Annotated in this window: 20 protein-coding genes; 11 read left to right on the top strand and 9 right to left on the bottom strand. The window is 56.2% G+C overall.

Annotated features, from left to right (window positions below):
* Positions 1 to 208 precede the first annotated feature (208 nt).
* Positions 209 to 1,360 carry a helix-turn-helix transcriptional regulator gene (locus GD429_RS41950; RefSeq protein WP_321575131.1) on the top strand — a complete coding sequence of 384 codons (1,152 nt, stop codon included), beginning with the start codon at positions 209 to 211 and terminating at the stop codon, positions 1,358 to 1,360.
* A 218-nt stretch (positions 1,361 to 1,578) separates the two neighbouring features.
* On the opposite strand, the gene GD429_RS38425 is transcribed toward GD429_RS41950, so the two are convergent.
* Positions 1,579 to 1,902 (bottom strand): H-NS histone family protein, encoded by a 324-nt coding sequence (locus tag GD429_RS38425; protein WP_321575130.1) that lies wholly within the window; start codon positions 1,900 to 1,902, stop codon positions 1,579 to 1,581.
* A 95-nt stretch (positions 1,903 to 1,997) separates the two neighbouring features.
* Here GD429_RS38425 and GD429_RS38420 point away from each other — a divergent pair, with 95 nt between their 5' ends.
* Both GD429_RS38420 and GD429_RS38415 read left to right on the top strand, forming a co-directional pair.
* Entirely contained in the window at positions 1,998 to 4,133 is a 2,136-nt protein-coding gene (locus GD429_RS38420) for a DUF3987 domain-containing protein (protein WP_152865205.1), read from the top strand.
* 1,280 nt (positions 4,134 to 5,413) lie between these two features.
* Positions 5,414 to 6,649: a hypothetical protein gene (locus GD429_RS38415; protein WP_152865204.1), complete on the top strand. Its 1,236-nt coding sequence runs from the start codon at positions 5,414 to 5,416 to the stop codon at positions 6,647 to 6,649.
* Here GD429_RS38415 and GD429_RS38410 read toward each other — a convergent pair.
* A complete protein-coding gene (locus tag GD429_RS38410; RefSeq protein ID WP_152865203.1) occupies positions 6,632 to 8,149 on the bottom strand; it encodes a PIN domain-containing protein in 1,518 nt (505 codons plus the stop codon). The two genes, GD429_RS38415 and GD429_RS38410, sit on opposite strands and share 18 nt — an antisense overlap.
* Positions 8,150 to 8,348: 199 nt before the next feature.
* On the opposite strand from GD429_RS38410, the gene GD429_RS38405 reads away from it, so the two are divergent.
* Positions 8,349 to 8,663 carry a hypothetical protein gene (locus GD429_RS38405; RefSeq protein WP_152865202.1) on the top strand — a complete coding sequence of 105 codons (315 nt, stop codon included), beginning with the start codon at positions 8,349 to 8,351 and terminating at the stop codon, positions 8,661 to 8,663.
* Between the two features lie 75 nt (positions 8,664 to 8,738).
* On the opposite strand, the gene GD429_RS38400 is transcribed toward GD429_RS38405, so the two are convergent.
* On the bottom strand, positions 8,739 to 8,972 hold the full coding sequence (locus tag GD429_RS38400; RefSeq protein WP_152865200.1) for a hypothetical protein: 234 nt from the start codon (positions 8,970 to 8,972) through the stop codon (positions 8,739 to 8,741).
* Between the two features lie 582 nt (positions 8,973 to 9,554).
* Between GD429_RS38400 and GD429_RS38395 the strand changes: the two genes are divergently transcribed.
* From GD429_RS38395 to GD429_RS38380, 4 genes are all read left to right on the top strand, one after another.
* The gene (locus tag GD429_RS38395) at positions 9,555 to 10,208 is read left to right on the top strand and encodes a hypothetical protein (protein ID WP_152865198.1); all 654 of its coding nucleotides are present in this window, start codon (positions 9,555 to 9,557) and stop codon (positions 10,206 to 10,208) included.
* A gap of 40 nt (positions 10,209 to 10,248) precedes the next feature.
* A complete protein-coding gene (locus GD429_RS38390; protein ID WP_152865196.1) occupies positions 10,249 to 10,818 on the top strand; it encodes a hypothetical protein in 570 nt (189 codons plus the stop codon).
* A 282-nt stretch (positions 10,819 to 11,100) separates the two neighbouring features.
* Complete coding sequence (locus tag GD429_RS38385; RefSeq protein WP_193727326.1) at positions 11,101 to 13,359, top strand: MBL fold metallo-hydrolase; 2,259 nt, start codon at positions 11,101 to 11,103, stop codon at positions 13,357 to 13,359.
* A 135-nt stretch (positions 13,360 to 13,494) separates the two neighbouring features.
* Positions 13,495 to 14,478 (top strand): DUF6602 domain-containing protein, encoded by a 984-nt coding sequence (locus tag GD429_RS38380; RefSeq protein ID WP_152865193.1) that lies wholly within the window; start codon positions 13,495 to 13,497, stop codon positions 14,476 to 14,478.
* Positions 14,479 to 14,576: 98 nt separating this feature from the next.
* Here GD429_RS38380 and GD429_RS38375 read toward each other — a convergent pair whose 3' ends face one another.
* The gene (locus GD429_RS38375) at positions 14,577 to 15,344 is read right to left on the bottom strand and encodes an SPOR domain-containing protein (RefSeq protein WP_152865191.1); all 768 of its coding nucleotides are present in this window, start codon (positions 15,342 to 15,344) and stop codon (positions 14,577 to 14,579) included.
* Between the two features lie 1,318 nt (positions 15,345 to 16,662).
* On the opposite strand from GD429_RS38375, the gene GD429_RS38365 reads away from it, so the two are divergent.
* Together GD429_RS38365 and GD429_RS42265 are read left to right on the top strand one after the other, a co-directional pair.
* A complete protein-coding gene (locus GD429_RS38365; RefSeq protein WP_152865187.1) occupies positions 16,663 to 18,237 on the top strand; it encodes a protease pro-enzyme activation domain-containing protein in 1,575 nt (524 codons plus the stop codon).
* Positions 18,238 to 18,558 carry a class II glutamine amidotransferase gene (locus GD429_RS42265; RefSeq protein ID WP_152865185.1) on the top strand — a complete coding sequence of 107 codons (321 nt, stop codon included), beginning with the start codon at positions 18,238 to 18,240 and terminating at the stop codon, positions 18,556 to 18,558.
* A 191-nt stretch (positions 18,559 to 18,749) separates the two neighbouring features.
* Here GD429_RS42265 and GD429_RS38355 read toward each other — a convergent pair whose 3' ends face one another.
* Both GD429_RS38355 and GD429_RS38350 read right to left on the bottom strand, forming a co-directional pair.
* Positions 18,750 to 19,016 carry a hypothetical protein gene (locus GD429_RS38355; protein ID WP_152865183.1) on the bottom strand — a complete coding sequence of 89 codons (267 nt, stop codon included), beginning with the start codon at positions 19,014 to 19,016 and terminating at the stop codon, positions 18,750 to 18,752.
* Complete coding sequence (locus GD429_RS38350; RefSeq protein WP_152865182.1) at positions 19,006 to 19,755, bottom strand: DNA/RNA non-specific endonuclease; 750 nt, start codon at positions 19,753 to 19,755, stop codon at positions 19,006 to 19,008. The genes GD429_RS38355 and GD429_RS38350 overlap by 11 nt, the downstream gene beginning before the upstream one ends.
* 176 nt (positions 19,756 to 19,931) lie before the next feature.
* Here GD429_RS38350 and GD429_RS38345 point away from each other — a divergent pair, with 176 nt between their 5' ends.
* Positions 19,932 to 20,660, top strand: a complete 729-nt coding sequence (locus GD429_RS38345; RefSeq protein WP_152865181.1) for a hypothetical protein — start codon at positions 19,932 to 19,934, stop codon at positions 20,658 to 20,660.
* A 4-nt stretch (positions 20,661 to 20,664) separates the two neighbouring features.
* Here GD429_RS38345 and GD429_RS38340 read toward each other — a convergent pair whose 3' ends face one another.
* The 3 genes from GD429_RS38340 to GD429_RS41945 all read right to left on the bottom strand — a co-directional run bounded on the left by GD429_RS38340 (position 20,665) and on the right by GD429_RS41945 (position 23,442).
* Complete coding sequence (locus GD429_RS38340) at positions 20,665 to 20,991, bottom strand: H-NS family nucleoid-associated regulatory protein (protein ID WP_152865180.1); 327 nt, start codon at positions 20,989 to 20,991, stop codon at positions 20,665 to 20,667.
* 153 nt (positions 20,992 to 21,144) lie between these two features.
* Positions 21,145 to 21,336 (bottom strand): hypothetical protein, encoded by a 192-nt coding sequence (locus tag GD429_RS38335; protein ID WP_152865206.1) that lies wholly within the window; start codon positions 21,334 to 21,336, stop codon positions 21,145 to 21,147.
* A gap of 351 nt (positions 21,337 to 21,687) precedes the next feature.
* The gene (locus GD429_RS41945) at positions 21,688 to 23,442 is read right to left on the bottom strand and encodes an ATP-dependent helicase (protein WP_321575132.1); all 1,755 of its coding nucleotides are present in this window, start codon (positions 23,440 to 23,442) and stop codon (positions 21,688 to 21,690) included.
* Positions 23,443 to 23,522 lie beyond the last annotated feature (80 nt).

Genomic DNA, 23,522 nt, shown 5'->3' with positions numbered 1-23,522 from the left:
GTTCACGCAAAGTGCGAAAGTAAACGCGATCCGCCGACAGTTTACAAGCGCTGCGCTATCTCATTGAATGTAAACGCTTCTTTCCGGCCTCGGCAACCGGGGCTCGAAGATATGTATAAGACGATGGGCTCAGGCAGGGGACGCCGCCGCAAGGTTCTCGCTCCCTTATACTCGCAGAACTTACGAAGAACAATCCAACGGGGTCCAAGTGCAAGTCCGCGTCAAACTGCCAGCCGGTCAGCTCATCGAGCTTACGAGTTTTTGCAAGGCGATTGCTGAGGCGCTTCGCCCGACGGCGGAGTGGCAATTTGAGGGCATCAAATGCATCGTTGCGAAGATGCAAAAGTTTCATCGACCGATGGTGCAGCCTGACGACAGTGGCGAGCGACTGGCCGCGGGGCTATCGCAGACTGCGCTGCAGGTCAAAGGCAACGACGAGCCAAGCCAACCGCCTCAGGAGCGGCGCGAAGCCGAAGAGCAGCGCGCATCGGAGGTGCAGCACGCTTCCGATTCGCAACAACAGACCATTGGATTGTCAGAGGCTCCTTATCCCTTGACCGAGGATGAGCGGCGTATGTTGAACCGCATCTTGCCGAGCTTGCCGCCCCTGCGGTATCCGATCGCGGACGACGACAAGGCGGCGTTTCTCAATGCCTGGTCTGGTTTGAGCGATCGACCTGCCTGGGAACCCATTCTGATGTCTGCTGCGGACCTAGAGCGGTACAAGATGGAGCAAGCGGAGATTCAGATACGCCATCAACGCGCTTTACGTGATGAGTTTGCGCGCGGGCGACTCGCAGCGGTTGACGCCGGACGCGCTCCTTTGGTGACGCTAGCTCCGGGCGCTTTCATTCTGAGGGAGTCGGCGATTGCCTATTTAAGCCGTTGTGGCCTACTGCCAGAAGACGGTGATTCGGACGTCGATACTGAGCGCCATTATCAATCGCCGGAGCCGGAGCGTAAGTCCGCTCCGGCGACTATGCCGGTCGCGGTTCGTGAGCCCGAAGTTAAGCAACCAACGACGCTTGCGACACGAAGGGTTAAGAGCGCTGTTGTCGATCTCACAGAGGATGATCGGGACTCGACGGGTTGTTGTGCCAATTCTGGCAGACTGCCACAGCCGGCTCAGGGTGCCGAAGTGCGCAAGGTAGGCAAGGTCGCTCGTTTACCGCGCGTCATCGAGCTAACCGGACTCGGACGGAGCTCGATCTACAACCGCATGGACTCGCGGTCACGGTACTACGACCCAACGTTCCCCCGATGCTTTTCTCTTAGCACTAGCGAGACCGGCGCAGTGGGGTGGGACGAAGAACAGGTCCGCGCATGGGTTGCCGCGCAAGCCGCGAACTCTCGGGGGTGAAAATTGCAGCGTCCCTCAACGGACGCTCGAAGAACGGTCACTATTGTGGCGTGGTAGCGGTCAGGCTGCCTGGCCGCTGGATGCGGTCGAGCGCATCACGAAGGCCTGTAAATGAGGTGGGGCTGGGGCGTCGCAGAGAACGCTGCCGGAATGCCTTCCGGTCAGCGGCGCAACGAGGCGCAACGCTATCGCGTTCTCGGCGCGTGATGATCGCTGCGTTACTGTGTGATGAGAAAATTTTCCTTCTCTTTGCCCGACTCGATCGCGTCCTTGAGCCACCTCGGCATTGGCCCTTTACCGGTCCAGGTGTCATCATTGTTTTCCGGATTCCGATATTTTGGTTCCCCGGGCGCCTTCTTGGATGAAGCCCTCCCATTGCGCGCCGTGCCGATAGCGAACCCCAGCTCTGCTGCGGTGATGCTGTATTTGGCAATCTTCACTTTCATGTCGGCGATGGTTTCGGTCTTTTCCTTTTTCTTCTCCTCGTTCGCCTGCTTCTGCAGTTCTTCTATCTGCTTTTGAAGTTCATCGTAAGTCGGCACGGTCGGTTCTCTTCTGGTTGTTCAAGTCAGACATGATGACATGAGGCGACTCTGGCCGCTACAGTACAGGCTTGACCGGTAATGGCGAAGCGCTCTTGCGAGCTGTCGAATCCGCCGTTGCCACCGAATTGCTGGTGCAACTATTTTTCTCAGTCGACATGTCGAACGGCAACGCAACCGATCATCGCCCACCCGGAATTTACAACCCGTCACAAAACGCGGATAGGGACGAGTTGTCGTACCGACTCCCGATGCAGCAGGGCGCCTACCCAGTAGATGCATTCCCGAACGTCATCCGGCAGGCAGTAGTTGATGTTGACGGTGAACTGGGTGGCGGCATAGAACTCGGCGCGTCTGCGGCGCTGGGCGTCGTCTCGCTCGTGTGTCAGGAGTTTGTCAATGTGGCGCGTCCCAGGATGCGTCCGACGGCCTGCTCGCTCTTCCTCGTCACGATTGCCGAAACCGGAGCCGGGAAGTCGGAAATCCAGGGAAGGTTCGCGAGTTCTCTCGAGCAGTTTGAGCGTAAGGAAGAAGCGCGCGCGAAAGAAGCAGGCGACGACTATAAGGATCTGTCCAGCCGGGAGCGGCTTTCGCGGTTACGCACGCTGCGGGCAGACCGTGAGGAACGGCTTGCAGGTTACGACGCTCTGCGCGAGCAGTACGACGCGCTTGAGAAGAAGGAAAAACAGCCGGTCGTGGAAGGCCGAGGCCGTAGGGGCACGGACGGTCCGAGCGCGGCTGAGCGTGAACGTGAGCAGCGCCAGTCGATACAGCAGGCCCGTACGGAAAGGCTGGCGCTCAAACCCCGCCTGGATGAATTCGAGAAAGAGTTGGCTGAAATCGAGCGGACCCTCCGGTCATTGATGGGCAATACCGCCCGCCGACTCGTCTACGGACGAGGATCATTTGCCGGATTTCGTAACGGACTTCAGGACAGGTGCCGGTCGGCAGGAGTTGTTTCGGCGGAGGCGGGCGGAATCCTTAACAGCTCTCTGGTGACGCGCAACATGGACGCGTGGAACGATCTGTGGGGTACCGAGTTCTACCGGGAGACCTATGACAAGCGCGAATACGTCATCGATGCTCCCCGTCTGACTGTAGCGCTAATGCTCCAGCCCAAACAGTTCGAGAGATTCATGGACGCATACGGCGAGAATGCGCTGGACAATGGCTTTCTTTCCAGAACGCTCCTGCTGAAGGTTCCGCGGCAATTTCGAAGGTCGGTCGGTGGGGGCGACGAACCGGCCCACGACATTGTCAGTGTCGGGAAATTTCACGAGCGTGTGCAGCAGATTCTGGATCAGGATTTCCCGTGGATCACCGAGCGGATTGCTCTGAAGCTGACGGGAAAGGCGCGGCGTTATTGGGACGGATACTACAACGAGTTGAACGCCGCGCTGGACAGGAAGCAGTTCGATGCTGAGATGGAAGGATTCGTCCGCAAGCTTCCCGAGCAGGCTGCGAGACTCGCGGCACTCTTTCACTACTTCGAGCACTATCCCATCTCGACAACCTATCAACTAGACGAAGCAACTGGCCGCGGGACTCCGTCGAATAATGAAATTCCGGTGGAGACAGTTCGTGCAGCGGTTCGCCTGTGTGACTGGTACATGGCGGAATTCCACAAGCTGGTAGTTTCGCATGAGCTGCCGGAAGAGTTCACGTCATGGGCCTATTCGACCCAGGTCAGGACTAACGCCGACAGGATCTATCGGACGATACAGAGAAATTACCGGAAGTACGAGGCGCGGCAGAAAAGCTCATGTATCCGGCTAACGTATCGCGACGTCCAGAACGGCAATCGCACAATAAAAGGGCAGGCTGAGATTCTTGCCGCGCTCCACTGCCTCGCCGCAGAGCAGAAGGTGCATCTCGGCAGTGGTCCTAATGGGGGTGTCTTCGTCTGCTTCAATTCCTTTCATGCGTACTGCTGTAACCGCTGCACTTCTCCTCAGACGACTCAGAGCGTTCAGTCTCCCAGTATTCCGTCGCCCGTTACCGAATCTCCAGGAATAGAACAGAGCACCGAGAGAAGTGAGTCCGAACCAGCAGCAGGTGCAGCCGATGGCGAGTGGCCAATACAGGAAAATGGATCTCCCGTTCCTTCCCTTCTAGATGACATAAGAGCTAGTAATCCTCGTTTCTTTTCCGCTCGGGACACTAGTCGCGGGACTAGGACGGAAGAAGACGACCAGGTTGCGCCTTCGCGTGAAGACGTGCCGAAAGCATAACGAAGGTGAGCGAGCCCATCGAGATGAACGACCTCCATGCATTTCGGCTGGCAGAGATGAGAAAACAGTTGGACGGCAATGATTCCAGTGTCGGGACTTGAGAGCCACCTGATGAACGAGGCAGCGCTGGCGAGATACCGGCCGATGAAAATAGCTAAAAACTACTATCAACATATTTTAATAGCAAAATATCGTCGCCGTGAATCACTACAGTAGTAGAAGTAGCAGTGTAGAAATTGATGATTACGATCTTCAAGGTGATCATGGTACCTCTCGTAGGTCAGCGGACATATTCAAATAAATCAATGGTATAAAACGAAAATATCGTATTGCGGAAAATTCTACGCATTCGGCGCGATGTCCGCCTCGTGCGATGGGCTTCCGGTCGGAGCATCGCGTCTTTCGACCCACGGGTTCTTCCAGCATCGCGGCGAGCCGTCGCGAGTAAACGAAGCCAGCTTCTCAGTTGACTACTGTCGGCACTACGTCATTCCTGGTTTGCTCAGGAGATCACCGATCGCACCGGCATAAGTTAATCGTCGGCTCCTGAGCGAGGTCGCGGACAGAATTGCCGAGAGCTGAATGGTGTTGTTCTCTCTGGTATGCAATAGAAGCGCGATGCTCTGCTGAGAGCGAAAAGAGTACGTGTGCTAATCGCATCCCATAAGCAAGACTGTCGCCCAGTTTCCGGGTAGGCTTACCCCGATGGAGGCCAACCGTGGTCTGACTGGGACGTCACGTGAGTTTGCGAGTGACTCTACTTGAGCCGATACGCGTTCCGTCTACCTGTCGAGCCGAGTACTGGTCTAATCTGGTTTCAGTAGTTGGAACGCTAACTTGTCGAAGATGGAGTGGTCTGTAACTCACGATCACCGTGCTCTTCGAGAAGTAATGTCTCCCTATTTCGTGAATCTCTTCTATCGATGAATTCCGGATTGGAACGTTGTTATATCTCTCAAAGATTCTGAGACAAGTTAGAGTATCTATCTCCTTCCAAAGATACCAACCGAGTTGGTTCGCTAGCATCTCGATACCTGGATGACAACTCATTGGAATCGATACTGACTTTACATTACAATCGTTCATGAGAAGTCGTCGGTAAGCAGTCGATCAGATGAAATCTTCTCGTCATGTCGGGTTAAGGTATTTCTTACTGCTGTCCTGAATGCTAGGGAGGAGTAGTGCGCTTACGATAGTAAAGCCTGCTCTCTCAACGATTAGGGGTCGAGTCAATCGCATGAATCGACGAGACCTCGCTTGCTAACGACTCAGGACAGGCAATGATTGACGAGAACGAATTCAAACATGTGGCCGATGTTATTCATGGCGAGAACGTGGAGATCAAGCCATATCAAACCCTTCTCTTCGACCTGAAAGGAGACAAAGTCGAGTCCGCCTATGGGCCATGCGAAGGTAGTATCGCCAGTGACGTCGATTACATCGCACAGTGTGTGCAGAAGGTAATCGAGAGCAAGTGTCAACTGTTTCATCTGATTCCGGTGAGGACGAATCTTCAGACTCGACCGAACACAATGAGCTTCAGGGCGAGTGAGCTTGGAGAATGCTTCCTGAAGTGCGTGCAAATGGACCTTGATCGGGTGACAGACAAGTATCCAACAATCGGCAAGTACAATCCGTACTTCGGGATCTTTCATCATGCAGTGACGCGTGAGGTGGAGTTCGAGAACGCTACAGCGCGATTGGACACGGTAGCCAGTGAGGAGTGGCTTCGCTTTCGCGATAGAGACTTCTGGCCGGATGAGACATTGGCTCTGTTCATCGATTGCTTGAATGAAGCAGTCGAGCGGATTCGCCGGGAAGGCAACAGCGAGGCTTTCTGGGATTGGAAGAAAGCGTTCGAGCGACAACCTGGTGAGAACGAACAGACGCTGTGGTCGCTCATTCTCGCGTGCCTGAATGTGAACCATCATCTGTCGATACTGCGGTTTGATCTCGGATATGCGCAGTACTACTGCGACCCGGAACTGTCAGGTGCGCTGGCGATTACCTACGACGAAGTGAGACGCCATCGGGTAGCACTGAGACGCTTTCTCAAGCAAGAACTGAAGAAGAGGCTGCGTCCAGGGGCGTGCAAGGGTATGGGTTTCGCGATCAAAGGCGAATACGGCCTGGATAAGACGTACCACTTCCACGTCGTCGTAATCCTCAATGGCGATGTCGTCGGCGAGGACATCTCGGTAACAGAGATGATCTGCGATCAGTGGCGGGACACGATCACGAACGGTAAGGGCGGCGCGTACAACTGCAACAAGGCGAACTACAGGGAGTGCGGCATTGGCTCGGTCCGGTATTCGAGTGAGAAGTTGCGAATTCTCAGGACGAAAGTCGTGCCGTATGTGACGAAGCCGGACTTCTATATCGGCATGGTGAAGCCAGAGGGGCATCGCTCGTTCTGGCCGAGCCAGCCGCCGAAGATCGAGGCGAGGAGAAGAGGAAGGCGGCGCAGCAAGGCAGAGTCGCGGTGTACTATCGACAGCTCAGCGCAGGCGAAATAGCTCTTCTCGAACTTGTTCGACTGTGACGCCGTGCTTGAGGTGAATCCGCACCGGAATAATCAGCTCAACGCGCTCTGGTAAGTTGGAGGCATGCGCGAGGCAGCGGATGGCGCCGGTCACGGTGCCTTCGGTAGCAGAGTCGGGCCGGAAGATTATCTCCAGGGCATGCGGTTCGTGCTGATGCCGGAATTCGTCGCATTCCAGTACCCATCCCGTGGCTTCTTCTGTCGGGCGGTGAGGTTTCCAGTAAAAGCCGTTTGGATCGTGACGTTGTCTCGTCCACACACCCGACAGGTCAGCAACGCTGCGTTCCAGGCTTGGTGTAAAGATGCTGGGCATCGCGTTGAGTGCCATAAAGCGATCCGCAATACTCACGAACGCGCCGGCAGGGGGCGTCGGCGGCGCGCTGAACAGCGGTTTCTCTTCATCGGTGTCGTTCTCATCGTCGCATCCTGCGGGTATGCCGAAGACTATCGCGCCTTCAGACTGCAACGTGACGAGCAAATTTTTTGCCGGCTGCTGCCCGGCATTTCCGATTACGAGTGTTACGGTCGAGAACAAGCAATCGTTCAATCGATGGTGAATGCTCTCCAATTCGGTTCTGATTTGCCGTAACCACTCTGGGTAGGCTTTCTTCTCGTAACGCTCGATCGCCTGCGCGCTCGCGGGTTTCCATTCTTGAAAACGACTGGCCGTCCTGTCAAAGGTGGATAGCGTACCGAGATGACGCGCGGGAGGTTCCTGTGGAAAGTCGCTTTCCATCGGGAACTGTGCGTGGATCTCTCCCATCAGGATTTCGATTTCGGACTTGGTCAATGCCGGAAAAAGTGTGACCTCCGCTTCGATCCGGTTGTCCGGAATATCGGACAAAGCAAAGGCGAGCTCGGGGTGTTGGCTGGACAGGCGTGAAACCGTCTTGCGCAGTTCCTCGATCGTCTTGTCACGCTCGTCCTTTTCCGGCGGAAGCTTCCACTCCGCTGGCAGCCGTTGGAAGGGAAGCAACTGCGACTTGGCGGTTACCAGTGCCGCCGTGTCATCCGAGAGGAACGTTACCTGAACGCTGGACTGTTGCCGCTTCAGCCACAACGCTTCCGCCACGATCTGGTCGTCGGAGTTCTGCAGATCCAGTTCCGGAAAATCTTCCGCGTTGATTCTCGACATGAGAAGTTCAACGATGACGGTGAAATTCCGGATAGTAGTGATGATCCGGTTGTCGTCGGAATCGATCACCTGCGCAAAAAGACTCCAAGCCTTACGCGCTCTCGGCGCTCGCCGAGCATTGCCGCCATCTTTGTGGCGATCGATTTCGCGCTGTACCGCACGCGGGACCGCGATAGTCACATTGCTGTCAGCTGTAACCAGCGACCAATCGATCGTCTGGAAATCAAGACACTGCAAGAAAAAGTTGGTGTCCGGTACAAGGATGTGCATGACGCGTGCGATGGGCGGTTGTCTGGATTTTGGAGCAACAGGATAGCGCTTTTCGCCTGCCTCGCCCAATCAGGCACTTCGCGAGAGTGCGAGTTGTTATGTGCGGCAATTCAATCGATATCGTTGAGACGTCCGCTACTCGCGGACATACTGGCGTTCGACACGGGATTCGACGGCAGCGACCCTCCCAAAGTAACTAGGTTGGCTCATGTGGTCGCCAATGAGAAGATGATCGGCGCCGCGTATCTTCCCGCGGACGGAGGGTCCAATGAACAAAGACTCGGACGAAGTTGCCGACCTCAGACGTCTCGTAATGTCGTTGAGCGACGAGCTGGATATGGTCTTTGAAGAGGTGATCAGGCAAATCCGGCGTCTCGATGCGTATCAAATGGTACTGGAGGGGCTGAGCACCACGCATCAGGATCGGCAGACTGTCTTGCGGGAGGTCGATATTCAGATTGAGCAACTTGCTCGGATGCCGGCTATTGAGCCGAGGGTGCGCGAGCGGTACCTTGGCCAGATTATGGAGCACCTGGGGCCGTTACTTGTCGCCCTCACTCGACCTCGTCCGCAATCGAACTGAACCGACCGCGAGGCCTCGCGCAATTACGAGAGCAATGATCGCGTCGCTTGGATCGGCTACGCGCTCAGCGAGGAACTAGCGAAGGGAGAATGGTGGTTTCAGGCATCGCCGACCGTCGATGTGAGCTTTCGCGTATTCGACCGCAAACTGACAGGCAGCTTGCTCCGATGCGAAGTAGCCGAGGATGCCGAACGCTTCCTGTTTGCCGCCCTTGCGCGTAACCAGTGCGGTAGCTGCGTAGCCTGGCATTGAAAGCGAGGCCAACGGCATGATGGTCGTTGCTTCGTATTCCACGGGATCGGCGTGCATGGCAGTCTCTCCGTTGTCGGCAACCCAGCGAGCAGGCGCAAATCGACGTCACTATGTTAGACCGACTGCCGGCCGACGCCAACCTCTTCATGCTCGCCATCTCGTTGACATATCGGTGACGCAACGCTGACCGGTGCTTAAGCTCGTCGACGTCAGCCGCTCGACGCATGCTTGTGGAGCCCTGCGTATCCATAGGTCAACTGGCGGTCCCGGTTCTCAGTGAAGGCGATGGTGAAGCATTGCACGTCCGAACAGTACTGGATTGGCGACCGCCTAGTTGCGCGGAAGATCTGACTGATTCGCCGTGCGAAATCTCGCCAATTCGATGGTCGTATAACCGTTCAGTGATCAGACAGCGTTAATTCCTTGACAACCTTGCGGGTAGAAAGACGTATAGGCCGCCTCACCGGTCGCAGTACGTGGAGAGAGTAAGTGTCTGTCTATTGACATTGGATTTTTGAAGGGCGATAGAATCAAGTAGGCATCGGCGACGCGGGGATTCTGTCAGCCGTTTGCCTTGCTCAAAATGGCCGGGAGAAATGGCGCGCGCAAGGCGCTGGGCTTATACAGACGGAGACCACAATGAATAAAGTAAAGACCGTCGTACTTTTGATCGGGATTTCCTCTTTGCAAGCATGCAGTGTTCCAGTCGATCTTGGAAAAGGAAGTGTGCTTGGAGAGGGTGGCATCCCATCAACACGTGCCGTGTTACGAACAGAAGGCGTGACGGGGGGAGTTGACGCGTTTATTACAACTGAGTCGTCCGAGTCGAAAAAGAGCGACCTCAAGATGAAGGTAGATCAGGCCTTGGCACAAGACTTTGCCGACACCCTTGCCGCGTGCAACAAGGTTTTTGCGGGTTACGAGAATCAGGCCAGCAACCTGAAGTGGACATCGTTCGGGATTGCCATGGTAGGCACGGTAGCGGGGGCCGTCATTGTGCCGGCCTTGGCTGCAAGTGCGGCAGCGCATAAGGTCGCCATCGCTGCATGGGGCGGGCTATCCGGTGCGGCAAATTCGGCCCAAAACATACTGAACCAGCAAGGGCTATCCGCCCAGGACGTGGTGAAGACCAGGGAGCAGATACGGACTAGGTTCGAAGATGCCATGGCCGCCTATTTCGATCCGAAGAACGGCGAGGACGCACGTATTGCAGCCCTGCAGAAGGCCGCAGTGGCCTGTGTCAGCTATGCCATTCAATCGCCGTCAACCCAGGTGCAGGGCGGCTCCAAATGATCCAGCCTGATCTAATGTTTCGCGGATAAGGAGACTTGCGATGTCCCATTTTGTCGCGTGCAGAAAACCGGTCCTCAACAGAGGTTCTGCGCCATACAGCTTTCTCGAGGAACTGGTAACTTGGGGTAAGACGGCCGATCCAATCATATTTCAGCCAAAACCAATTTACGAAATCTACTCGGATGTCGAAGCTCAACTCGGGCCGTACCCGCCGGAGAATCTCGAATACCGGAAGGCGGTGATGCTGGAGGTCTTGCGCGTGCTCGCTGGCTTCGAAAGTTCATGGAAATGGGACGCTGGCAGGGATACAACTAACCCTGACTCAGATAAGCCCTGCACAATGGAAGCCGGTGCGTTTCAGGTGTCAGGCGATTCAATGAACTTCGATGGTTCATTGCGCACCTTTGCCAGGAAGGTTGCGGGAACTGATGACTGTAACACCTTCCGAGAAGTCACAAAAACAAATCATCCGTTCGCAATTGAATACTGCGCGCGCCTGCTTCGATTCACGCTCAATCACCATGGCCCAATAAAGCATCACCAGATTCAGGAGTGGCTGAATCGTGATGCGGTTCATGAGTTCAGCGTTGCTCTAAACGACAATTCGTGAGCCGCATTGTGTTAATCCCGCGACTGCGGTGATCACGCATTGGTTGGGCACGACTGAAGCGCGACTGGAGCTCTTGCGCGATTTCATATACGTGGTCGTACTCGAGGGTACAGCTTGTTTCGCCTGGTACGTCGCAGGACTCGGATCGGTCGCGCTCGGTCGTGCCGCAGTCGTAGACGACAAGAACTCGACTGTGTCGCAGGCGGCCGTATCGGTGCCGGAACACGTGCAAGACGGTTGCGACGTGCGGCGGGGTTGATGTCGAAGTATGAGGAAAGACGGATGTCGGAAATCAAGAATGTGGTCGCTGCGAAAGCGTCGGCGACAATTGGTGATGAGATTCAGGTTCACGTCTACGGGGTCGGCCATGGCGACTGTCTGCTCGTTGAGTTGAAGCAGGCGGGCTTGCCATGCTTTCGGATGCTTTACGACGGCGGGAAGAGCGCGGGAAATCATATCGGCGAACTCACGACTTACCTGACCCGTAACCGGCGGGTCGAGGGCCCAGATCTGGATGTCGTTGTGCTCTCGCACGTCGATCACGACCATCAGGGCGGGCTGCATACGCTCGCTACCCAAGCGGAGCTGCGTATTGGAGAGTATTGGGGGCCATGCCTGCCCGCCTTCCGGCGACTCACGTGGCTCTTTTCGCAGCGTGTTCAGAATGCCGTCGCTCGCGCTGACGGGTTGGAACGCTCGATGTCGGAACGCGGTGCCAAGGTGATCTACCCGATGGAAGGGTACGTCGGCAGCTGGGTGGCTGGAAAGGTGCGCGCGGCCGTTATTTCGCCGCCTGCGCGCCTGCTAAAGCGACTGCTTCGTGGGCGGCGGGAAGACATCAAATCCCTAACGGACATTGCAGGTCCGACGCCCATGGAGTGGCTCATCGCGCCAGCCGAAACGGATGTTGAAATGGAGACGCGGGAACGCGGTGGTGGTCTTGAGCAGCGCACATTCAGCGTGCCGTCCGATTTTGACGATCAGCCGATGGCGTCGCCCGTTGCACCAGATCCGGTAACAGGGTTCTACAGCGACGAAGCAACGGAACCCAACTTCTTCGGGAACCGGCTCCTGAACAACACATCGCTCGTAATTGCGCTGGATGTCTATCTCGATGGGAAGCGGCGCAGGCGCGTCCTGCTGACGGGGGACCAGGAGAACTGGTCCTATATCGCGTCTCGGCATCCGGCGGGACTCGGCGTCGATGTCCTGAAGATGCCGCACCACGGTGGCATGGTGTATCTGGCAGACCGGAAGGACGACGATCAGGACGACCGTGATGCCGGGGTGGTCGAGCAGACCTATCTGTGGCTGAAGCCGCGCATTGCGATCGTAAGTGCGCAGGGAACATATGACCTGCCGCACACCCGTATGCGCGACGCCTTACGTGCGGCAGACGCCACGATCCTGTGCACGAATATCCGGGGTGTTGAACGCATTACACCTCCTCACGGCGATCTCGTGCTGGAACGCAGCTGCTATGAGGCCTTTGAGTGCGGGGGGAACGCACAACCACGGACAACCGTGCTAACGATGACTTCTGACTCCGAGAAGATGGACCGTGCCGCCTGCGCGTCTGGCTCCGGCGGTAGAGGCGTTGCGCCGATCGTGGTGATGACCCAGCGCGTCGTCGATCCGGATGAAGCGTTCGTTCGCTGGACTCGGACTGAGCTTGAACACCACGCCCTGTGGCTGAAAGAACTGCTTGTCAAGGCACGGGCCGGCTTCGCGGAAGCGGTGACCGGCAAAGGCCTGCTGGCGGCAATGGAATGTGCCCCGGTCGACTGGCGCCACATTGAGACGCACGCGAGGGCGAGCGGACGTCATCACTTTCTTGCCTCGCCCTATCAGGCACTGCATTACGCGAGGGCGCGCGGGTTTATCTGGGCGTCGGAAGAAGACCTGCATTACCCGAGCGGCATCCGATTCTACGCGTTGCCGACGCACAAGGAGCTGGATGGGATATGGAGATGGCTGTCGGCGATGCCGAATCTCCTTTTTTGCGCGGCGCTTTCCAGAGGTGCTGTTGTGGGTAACGACAGGTTGTCGATCTTGAATGGAGCGGATACGGAAGGGCTCTCTCGTCTCGTTGCCGCAAGGATGTGTTTGCCTGCCGAGGTCGCGAGAACGGAGATCATGCCTCAGCTGTTTCTTCGCATGGCGGAGAGCTTTTCGTTCCGCATCTGTAACGAACGGTATCCCTATCGCGCGTACGGGCATGACATCTGGGGACAGGAATTGCTTTGGCTACAAAGGAAAAACGGTGCGACCGCATTTGTGCCCGACCTGTTCGATGAGGACTGGCAAGAGCACATTTTTTCTACGTATGTCGCCAACAGGGATAGTCTTGAATTCTTGCTATGTGAAGCTCGACGCAGCGCCTTTGTCGGACCGGTCTTACGCGCCAACGAAGGGGGATTGGCGATCCGGTTTGACGCTTTCACATCGTTCGAACGTGAGTTTGAGCACGGCCCAAAGCGTCGGCTGGCGGGCGTATTCCGTGAGCGTTTCGAAAAAGCGGGATGGTTGCGACTGCCATAGAACGGTTAGCGAAGAGTGACGGCAGATCCGTTGGTAAACTGTGTGCTCTGCCACGAGGTCGACGGCCGTGTTTGGCGGTGGCTTGCCCCGTCAAGTTGTCGCCATGTTCGTACAGGCCGGCAGTCGAGTTGGGCAATGCCTCCCAAGGTCCCGCTTCTCTGCGAGATTGCCAAAATGACAAAACAGCAAGCAGGAAACGCCCTACAGGCGCTTCTAGACGAAAAGATGCGGGTGTTTGCCGATGCCTTTGTTGATGGATCGCGTCGCCTTTTCGTCGATGATAAGGGGGCACTGGTCCATCCCGGTGAGTTCGGCTCGTACCGAGAGGCTATCACAAAGGACTATTTAAGTGCTTTTGTTCCACAGCGAATGGCGATCGACTCAGGTTTTGTCGTAACGGCATCTGGCCGCATCAGTACCCAATGCGACATCGTCATTTACGACCGGTCCGTGACTCCCCTGCTGCAGAATGACCATAAGCAGAGATTCTTCCCGATGGAATCGGTCTGCGCGGTTGGTGAGGTGAAGTCAGTGCTCTCATTGGGGGATCTGAAAACCGCGCTGCGCAAGCTTGCGGGTATGAAATCGTTGCGGGACACTCTATACGAGCCGAGCTACGTACATTGTTCAAAGAAGCAGGGGTTAGCTTCCATATACGAGCCGCACCGGGATGAGCGGGACCAGATTGTCACGTTTCTCCTTTGCGAGGCGTTTTCATTCGACATCGCAGACAACCTTGAAGAAGTGCTTGCGTGTTATATGCAGGAACACCCTCAATACCCGTCAAACCTTCGTCACAACTTCGTACTAAGCATTGGCGACGGGCTGTTGACATACCTCCATCCCTCGGGCACGTTGTGCCAATTTCCATCGCGATTGACGGAAGTCGTCCACTTCGACAACACTGAAGAGCCTCAGCGCGTAACTTTGGAGGCGCGTCGGATGAAGAATCGTTTGGTGATGCCTCTTCCAGGGTCCTTCGAACATCTCAGACATTTTTCGACCATGATGCACCAGGCGCTGATGGTAGTCTCTGTTCTGTTTCCGGATATGGGACGATATATCCAGGCGCAAGACGACGTCTTGTACAAGGATGTTGACGTCGTGCTTAAACCGTGACGGCAATAAACTATGCGACGCACAGTTATCTGTACTCGCCGACAAGGAATGATCGGTGTGATGGCAGTCAAGAGCAAGAGCGAGTTGTCCGACCGAGGTTAGTTCAGAGGAAATGTCCACAGATATGTGTCGCCCGGCAGACCCTTTAGCCTTGCGTTTTGTCTGAGCTGACGTGCTTGTGACAGCGTCAACTGCGCGCCGATTACGACGGCGTAGTACTTATTGCCGGCATAGGGCGCGTACACGTCTGCAGCGAACCCGCGCTCGCGAATCTTGCTCGCCTGGCTCTCGGCAGCCGCGCGAGTAGGGTGAGAGCCAGCGATAACGAACCAGACATTCTCCGGCGTGCTACCGAACAGCCCGCGGCTAATTTGCTGGGTAGGTGTCTCTTGTGGAAGGGAGAACGTCTTGACGGAGTCGCTACGTGGAACTTGTGCATATGCGCTGGCTATCATGTTCCATGACGATTGGCTGAGATTCATGCTCGGTGCGCGAGGCAGCTTGACCTGAACGCCATTAAGAGCGGTCGTTATCAATGCGGGCGCTACAATTCCCAACTGGAATATTTTGACAAGGTCGCGCTCGCTTTTGTGCAGCCAGCCTGTGAGGCCGCCAATCCCGAACAGGACCGCAACTTTTATCAGGTAGGCCGCGATAGCAAGTGTTGTCACCTGTAAAAGCAAAGTTTCTAGGTCAACGGCGATAAGACTGACGAAAACGGGAGCAATTCCGCCAATCCCGGCAATCAGAATTCGCTGTCGGCCGTTGATTGCGTTGCCGTTGTCGGCCCTATCGCCTACAGCGTCCATGATCCACCTCATCAGGAATAGTTTGCTGTCTACTTGTTGATCTTTTCTCAGACGCATGCATGCTCTGCTGCTGCTCAGCACGCAGGTCTAGCCATATAGGCATAGATGATCTGAAATGCTAAAGGAAAGCATAGTTATCCGGTCCAGCAAGTAAAGCTCAATTCGTACAACTCCTGTCGTAATTATGCGTGTCAAAAATTCGTGCATGTGAAAGCGATTTAAAATGTTCAGACGTAGGATTGGGAAAGGTGCTGCGGTATGTTTTTCAATGTGATGAATGAGCATCGTGAAGCCGCGGATTAGCATATTTTCGAGCGGAGGGCACGGGCGATGGGCAGAAACTTTGGCTTATCAGAATGATTTTAAAGGGATTGTTTCGTTTATGAGTTGCGCATATCTTTGATCATGATCAAATAGAACCTGAACATATCAAGGGTGACGTGCCGACATCTGCTGGCTCTTCAAAATGGGGAATGCGGTTGTTTGCAAAAGTAGTGCCAGAAAGGCCATGCGCGTTCCTCGGGAAAATGCTGACTGTATTGATTGGACGCAGTTACTAGCCTTAATGCAAACATGAAATTTGAAGAATGCAGGGGATACGATAAGCCAACCAAAACGACTCCCAAACTGCCGCCGTCAGCTCAACACTTGAGGCAACGCCTCTTGTGCTCGCGGCAATGTACCAAACGTTTGCGCTGTGCAGGATAGTGGCGCCGAGATACCCGGTGGCCACCGATAGCGAGCGTTTCTCGACGGTCCTATGTGACATCGCTGAATGATGCCCTGGCGCGAACTACGCTGCGCCTGAACATGTTGCTCAAGGAGTAGCGGATGTCGTGCTGCACTTTCCTCGTGAAGGCCCTTTACGTTGTCAGTCTATTACTGACTTCCTTCCTGCCGGCGTCATTGAATGTCCAGGTTGCTAGGCTGCCCTCATATGACGGCGATATTTACCAGACCGCAGTTTCCGGCCAATCTTCAGGTGGATTCATGGCGGTTCAATTCGACGTTGCATATTCTTCGCTTCCGAAGGGCGCGGGGATCATAGCCGCTGGACCCTGATGTTGTATCCATGATGCCTGCCCACGACCATGATAGCTTGCGTGTCTGCGCTCGTGTTGACTGACACCCCAATATGGTTTGGATTACTTATAAATTGATATGAAAATAGAAGATATTGACTATGCCTCATTCTGGAAACCAGGTGAGGGCTGTCAACGCAATGGTGGACGGGATCGACGGCAGGGCAAAGTGACTGGACAGCCTTGAACCTGACATGCATTTGTCGCCGGAATCCGTCGTTCTTTATTCAAACGGCGCTGAGTCGTCGGGTATCCGTCCGATGGCGTAGCGCTTACTCAAGGAGGTTTCAGTCATGGCAAATCATCTGCTAAAAGGCAGCGAGAGAGCACCATTCGACGGAGCGCGATCCGTCGGGAAGGCCGATCCCGCGGAGCGGTTCGAAGTGAGCATAATCGTGCGGCGTCGTTCGAGCGACGTTCTCGAAAAGCATGTGGCTAGGCTGGCAGCAGGCGACAAATCGCCCGGTTACATCAAACGTGAGGATTTCGCGAAACAGTTTGGCGCCGATGCCACTGACATGGATGCCGTCAAGACGTTTGCGGACAAGCACGGCCTCGTGGTCGTGGAAAAACATGCCGCCCGTCGAACCGTGGTTCTATCTGGCACGGTAGCGCAATTCAATACTGCGTTCGGCGTCGATCTCCAGCAGTTCGAACACCGCGGCGGCACCTATCGTGGACGGACGGGGCAGATCCAGGTGCCGGACGAGTTGAACGGCATTGTGGAGGCCGTGCTTGGTCTCGACAATCGCCCGCAGGCACGACCGCATTTCCGTAGCCGCCAGCTTCGTGGCAATGTGCAGTGGCAGGCATTGTCGACGACCCCGACGTCTTTTACTCCCACAAAACTCGCGTCTCTGTACAACTTTCCCACGGGCACCGGACAAAACGAGTGCATTGCCCTCATCGAGCTCGGTGGCGGGTATCGTCCAGCGGATCTCAACGCGTATTTCACAGAACTCGGAATCGCGACTCCACCGAAGGTTTCGGTCATATCGATCGACCACGGCAAGAATCATCCGACCGGCGACCCGAATGGACCGGATGGCGAGGTGATGCTGGACATCGAGGTCGCGGGCGCAATTGCTCCCGATGCCCACGTCGCCGTCTATTTCGCGCCGAACACCGATGCGGGATTCCTTGATGCGGTGACTACCGCGATTCACGACACCACCAACAAACCATCGGTGATCTCGATCAGCTGGGGCGGGGCGGAATCGGCGTGGACCCAGCAGTCAATGACGGCGTTCGACCAGGCTTTCCAGGCCGCGGCAGCAATGGGGATAACGGTGTGCGTCGCGTCCGGTGATAACGGATCGAGCGATGGAGTGGCAGACGGAGCGGATCACGTCGACTTTCCTGCATCGAGTCCCTACGCGCTAGCGTGCGGGGGGACCAGCGTGCAAGCCTCCAATGGGATTATCCAGAGCGAGACAGTCTGGAATGATGGTGCCGGCGGCGGAGCAAGCGGCGGTGGCGTAAGCGACTTCTTCGCGCTGCCTGCTTGGCAGCAGGGGCAACAAGTGACGCGCGCCCAGAACGCGACCAGTTCGCTGTCCATGCGAGGCGTTCCCGATGTGTCAGGCGACGCGGACCCAGCTACTGGATATGACGTGCGCGTCGACGGTAACGACACGGTGATCGGCGGGACCAGCGCGGTGGCGCCGCTGTGGGCTGGGCTGATCGCGCGGATAAACTCGGGCAGGAGCACGCCGGTCGGCTATATCAATCCGCAGCTTTATAGCCATGCCGCAGATCTGGACGGCATAACAGACGGCAGCAATGGTGACTTCTTTGCCTCAGCCAAATGGAATGCATGCGCGGGGCTCGGGCGACCAGACGGTCAAAAGCTTGCTACGGTCCTGTAGTTGCGAACTTTCCGGAGAGCGTACTGCTCGACGCGCCGGCGATACGTAACGCGTTGCCCTACGTTTTCACAGGCGCCGCTTGTTGATGCCGATAAGTCTCTCGACATCGCTGCATTTGGTACGCCAGCTGATCTCGCTGCGGTTATCGCGACCACGCCGCTGACTGATGAGGCGTGGTCGCGTTGTGAGCTAGGCGATTTGCTGATATGCAGCGAAAGGAGGGACTGCGACGGTACGCCCGTTTCGGTGCCGTCTGAAGTGCTGGCGGGTGCGCGCTACGCGCCATCGGAGATGTCGTGCCAAGCAGCTTCCGCTGGTTAACTGCACCGAGGACGGTGAGTCGGAGTAGTGCGGAGCGAAGGAACCCCCGAGCTGTGCTAACACCGAGGTAGGGAACCGAGTGACGCAAATCCCACGCAGCACGTGGCGCGTCATGATTCGCCAGAAAAGAGCCGACTCCACCTCGCGGTGTCACGTTCCTATTATTCGCTGTCCAATCAGCGACGTCGCCTTCACCCTTCAAACGGGTTCTTGATCTTGCCCGTCGGTGCAGCCGGCTCATTGCGCACGTGTTCGGGCAGCGCCGGATCGTGCTGAAGCACGTCGACGATGCTCGCGATCGCTTGTTGCAGCGCAAGCGCGGCAGCGAGTCCCGCCTTGTCGCGCGTCAGTTCCAAGGTGCCCGAAAGTACGATACGTTGAAGATCATTGGTTACTGTGAATTCGTCACCGTGGATGTTCACGACGGTTGAGTCATCTGCGAACGCCTTAAACTCCATTCAGACCTCCAATACGCGTGTCTTTCAGAGATTCCGGTATCCCGGGGAATCGCAAGCCGCTTTGTGCCTCGAGCTCGTGCACCGTCGCGACGGTGTAGCGCTTGGTTGCCGTGTTGTTCGCGACGACCGCGAATGCGAGCCGCTTCTGAGGAATATAGACCACCTTAAAAATCTGGGTAGGCACGATGACGCCGCTCTTGCCGATGGTTGTCAGCTCTGCGCCTTTAAACAACGGTCCCGTGACGACATAAGTGTCTGTCGCGCGCAGACCGATCCGGCGAACTGCTTCCTCAATGTGTGCCCACAGGTGACGGTTGTTCGTCGGATTCTGAGGCACCATGTTCGCCAGCGTGAACGATTCGGCCATTGCCCGATCATTCCACCGATCACCAGCCGGACTCATGTGTCCTCGATCGTAGCCGCTCTTGCGGTAGTCGGTGAGTCGCGCACCTTCCCCGTTAGGCAACCGCGACTCCTCGAAGAATCGGTTCGTGCGGATCTCGTTCTTCGCCGCCGCTAGGTGTGAACGGGTCAGGTGTTCGGCTGACCAAAGCGGTCCGTGCGTGATACTCGAGTGCAACACCTCAAAATCTGAATAGCACAGGAGGCGTGTCTTCGCGGCTATCCGAGAATTGACGACGACCGGAGATTTACCTTTCGGGTTGAACTGTGGGCAGGAGGTGGAGGCATCGGCGTGGGTGGCGAGCGCCATCACGACGAATGCGAGGATTTTTCGCATAGGACCAGAAGTGAATGTAGGATCACGAAGTATATGGCCGGTACACACGCCGCTGGTGATAACTGAGTAACATTTTTTGTTTTCGGAATCCAGAGGCATCGATGCGGCGGTTGCAAGGCGAGGGAATGAGGAGCGACGAATCTTATGGTTCTTCCCTTTCCGCTCTGGAGTGCATCGTGACAAGCTCGCAACAATCTCTTTCCTTGGCGCTCAGCGCGCTCGGGAATGCAATCTCAGGTCTTGGACCTGGTGTTCGGACGATCGCCGGGACCGCTGCAAGTGCCCAGGCTGCGGCCGCTGCCGCGATCCCAAAGTCGCAGGCCGGCACGGCGCCCGGCGATGTCATCGTGCTCGATGCGCAAGGCAGGCTGCCGGCCGTTGATGGCAGTCAGCTCACGAACCTACCGATGCCTCATGGGGTTTCACCGGTGCTCACGATCGAGCTCGGTCACTCGGCACAAGCCAATGGAGGTCGGGGCATCGACATGGGCAACTGGTACCAGCTCGATTTCCGCATTGGCGTCTCGAACGCGAACGGCTTTCCGTACTCGTCGAACGACGACGGTACCATTACGATCCCGTCCGGCCTGTACCTCGTGTGCGGCAGCGTGAAAATCATCGCGCCGTCGACGGATACGTACCAGCTTCCGGCACAGGTGGCTTTTGCGGTTGGTCAGGGCTATGCGTATCCAGGCATTTACCAATACGCCGTGCAGCAATACCCTGACGCGCCGGTGGGCAGTGCCTCAATGTCCGGCGTTCTCGGTTCGTTGCGCGTGAGCGGCGTGCAGGCAAATTGGGGAAGCGGAAGTGCGCTTTGGATGGGCTTCGCGAAAGTGCTCGGCTCGCAGAACCAGACACCGCTCGCGTTGCAGGGCTACATGTCGATCGTCAAGATCGGGTGATCGATCAGGTTCGTTCCGGCCACCAAGGCTTGGGTGCCTCTCGGATGAGATAGTCATCCAGGTTCTTGTCTTCCAGCCATTTCGGCCGAGGTCCTTTCCCGGACCATGACTTTCCGGAGTTCGGGTCGTAGTACTTCGCTGGAGTCTTCTGTCGCTTGGCCTGAATGAACCCGGCGGCGCGCAGCAGTTCAATCTCGGTAATGCCGTACTCTTTCACTTGCGCACCGATCTCATCGAGTATGGCTTGCTTTTCCTGCTGCTTGGCTTCTTCGACAAGAAGATTGAGATGGCCAAGTTGCTTTTGCAGCTCAAGTAGGTTCGTATCAGTCATTTTCCAATGTGTGGAGAATCTGCGGGCGCCGAATGGCGCGCCTAGAGAAGGCTGGCGCGTATCGGCATGATCTCGGGCTCGCAAGCACCGATCGTGTGTTGTCCGGTGATCATTCTTGTTTCGATCGGAGCGAGAATAACCGGATTCTCTTCATCAGAGAATCCGGAGATGACGAATCTTCCCCATCTGCGGCGAACGCTGCAGGCTCAGCTCGGTGATGTATTCGGGTAGCAATGCGCGAGGCACATTGGCCGGTACTCCCTCAACGAGCTGCGACGGAACATTAACGATGAATTCGTCCGGATCGTTCTTCAGACCGTGTTCGTAACTGACGCGATAGTCCATGAAGCCCATGAAATGAAAGATCCGGCGCAGCGCCACAACTGCCTGTGGCGCTTGAATCGGCAGAAAAAAGAAACGGCACATATGTCGTACAGCGAATCGCCGTCAAGCGGCAGGATACCCTGCGGTTGCGACTCGTCGAGCTGGCCGGTGTCACCCAATAGATTCGATCATATTGTTCGCTTGTCACGTATCGACCCCGTTGCGGTCTCTGAGTGGTTCAGAGGGCAGATGGTCGCCACAGTTTGATCCCGTGACCTGTGTGCCGCAAAGGTCACGCATGTCTGCGGGGCGATGCTGGTCGCCATACTAGAGGGTGCCCTTTCCAACATCAACGCTCATCTCAGCGTTGAGCTACACGACATCGTAATTGAACACGCATGTCGCAAGCGTGTCCGTTGCCGCGTACGGGCCTCGCCCTCCACCCCTCATGCGTTGCTGTTCGGAGATCAGATGAAGATGTTTGCGCGCCCGAGAGCCAACAACGTAGAGCAACTTTTTGGCGCTGTTGGCGCCTTCCTCTGCTTCTTCGCTGAAATGCGGGACCATTCCCTGCAGCAGGCCGAACGCTATTACTACGTCGAACTCCGCACCCTTGACGCCATGGATGGTGTTGACGGTGATGCCGCTTCGATGTTGGAAAACCTTGCGGAAGAAGTCAATTCCGCCGATGTATGTGGCACCCTCTCTGCGCAACCGGTCAATCTTCGCGGCAGAACTGTCAAAGAAGGCTTGATGGTGCTCCGAGAGCAAAGGATGTGATTGCCAGTGAATCCCGAGGCGAGCCATCAACAAAGCGAAGAACTCCCGGAGGTATAGCAGCCCGTCAGGCTGATGCAGTCGGATGGAATTGCTCTCCCGAAGAAGCCGCTTAGCGGACAGCTCTCGAGTGTCGATGCCTTCATTGCCTAGGTCTCTGATTACCTCCGCTGCCCAACGCAGCCGCCGCACATACTGCGCAGGGGACGCCTCTGTCAGTGCGATCCGCGACAACCGATACCAGAAGTTCTCCTGGTCGCGGCTGAAGGGGACCATGCCTGGGCCATCGAACTGGTACTCTGGCAAAGCGCCTGCAAGTCGACGTGTCACTCCCGCCAACAGAATCCACCACGGCGCCAGAATACAGATCTGATCCGCGGCAAAACCTTGGGCGGTGCTGAGCCTGATCAGTCTCACAAGCTCAGCCTCCAACTGGTCTCGCTCCACATTGGTGTTGTAGCTGATGCTGCTGGGAAACGCTCGGTCGGACGCGGCTCCGCGAATGTCGTTCGCCTGAACGGTGAAGTTCGAAAAGTACCTGATAAGCCGATCGGTGGACCGATAGTTTTCAGATAGTGCGCGCTCCTCCAGCCGAACACCACAGAGCTGTCGAAGTTCGGCAACCGGCATTGCGAAGCCACCAAGCGAGCCAAAGATCGCCTGGTTTGGATCGCCGACAACGAACAGTTTTGTTCGCTCTGTTCCAGCCCTCACGATGGCGGCAACGACCTCGTATTGAATCCTCTTCGTGTCCTGGTATTCGTCAACCAGTATCCACGGGAAGATGTTAGCCAGGACCCTTGCGATCTGAGGTTGACTTTGGATCAGGCGTGACGCATAGAAAAGGATCTGCTCAAAGTCAATTTGCCTGTTATCCGCGAGATGGCGGAAATACAGTGCAAAAATGGCATGAAGACGTTCGTGTTTGCCTTGATCCCTGCACGCCAGAACGTACTCCTGATCGGTGAAATAGTATTCGCAGTCCCAGTAGGTGATTCCTCGCTGCGTTCGGCACAGCTCTTCAAGTAGCTTCTCTTGCTCATGGCTGTCCACGATCCGGAATCCATGCGCTAACGCAGGCTCGTAGATGCCGTAGGGCTTCAGAATCCATTCCAGGCAGAAGGAGTGAATCGTTCCTATCCATAGCTGCGAGGTGTCGACGCCAAGCCCTTCAATACGCTCATGAATTTCGTCGGCCGCTCGGTGCGTGTAGGTGAGAGCGACGATGAACTGCCGCTTGCTCTGCAGGCGTGATAGCTCATACGCGATCTTATAGGTGAGTGTTCTAGTCTTTCCGCTGCCCGAACCTGTCCGCATTTTTGTGGGCGAGGCGGTTGAACAACGCGTTATCCACGCGCCTGGGTGAATCGTTCACCGAACAGGATAGCAAACTGGTTCATTGCTGATTTCCAGTCGAACGCTGCCCGCAC

The sequence above is a fragment of the Burkholderia sp. BE17 genome (assembly GCF_009362305.1).
Taxonomy (GTDB): domain Bacteria; phylum Pseudomonadota; class Gammaproteobacteria; order Burkholderiales; family Burkholderiaceae; genus Burkholderia; species Burkholderia pyrrocinia_C.
This window is presented reverse-complemented; position numbering and strand designations above follow the sequence as displayed.